The organism is Longirhabdus pacifica (genome assembly GCF_004115085.1).
GTDB lineage: Bacteria > Bacillota > Bacilli > Paenibacillales > DSM-105158 > Longirhabdus > Longirhabdus pacifica.
The window spans coordinates 1-815 of record NZ_QXJP01000066.1 but is presented as its reverse complement, the minus strand read 5'-3'; the positions used below and the strand labels follow the sequence as shown (position 1 = coordinate 815).

Sequence of the window (815 nt, the reverse complement as noted above, 5' to 3'; positions counted from 1 at the left end):
GAAGGGATCAATACTACAGTAGGTGCTGGACTTACAAGCGCACACATTATGGGTAACAGTGGCGAAGCTAAATTAGAAAACTCATGGCATTTAGCAGCTGGGGCATTTGGAGTAACAGGGAATGGTATCGCCGCCTTTATCAGTGGTACAACAAGTGGCAGTGTTGGTGTGGGCGATGCTTGCTTCATGGGCACAGTATCGATGAATGCGAACTGTAATACGTGTGATTTTGCGGAAATGTTTGAAAGTGTCGACAGTGAGCCAATTGATGTAGGGCTGTTTGTTACACTAGTAGATAATAAAATTAAAGTAGCAACGAGTGAAGATGACTACATTTTAGGCATCACAAGTGCCACTCCTGGTTTACTTGGAGGTAACGCAGGCTTGCATTGGCAAGGTCAATATGTGACTGATGAGTGGGGAAGAAGAGTATATGAAGATGTTGTTGTACCTGATCAATGGGATGAAAAAAACAATACGATACAACCGCAGCACATTAAAAAGCAACTCGTAATGGACCCTGCCTATGACCCAAGTCAGGAATATAAGCCGCGCGCGGAAAGAGCAGAATGGTCGGCAGTAGGGTTAGTAGGGCAGGTGAGAGTGAGAGATGACGGTTCCTGTGTAACGAATGGATATTGTTTACCTAATGATAGTGGTATGGCAACAGTATCAGAATACGGGTATCGAGTATTACAGCGCACAGGGGAAAATCAGGTACTGATATTGTTAAATGGAGATCAATATGTACAGCAGCGTAAAATGAAAATCAAAATGCAGCAGTTACAGGAGGAAAATCAGGAAATAAAGCAACA

Annotated in this window: 1 protein-coding gene; it reads left to right on the top strand. The window is 43.3% G+C overall.

Going from position 1 to position 815, the window contains the following annotated elements:
• The coding region (locus tag D1Z92_RS17085) for a peptidase G2 autoproteolytic cleavage domain-containing protein (protein ID WP_276318885.1) at positions 1 to 815 on the top strand (815 nt) is incomplete at both ends.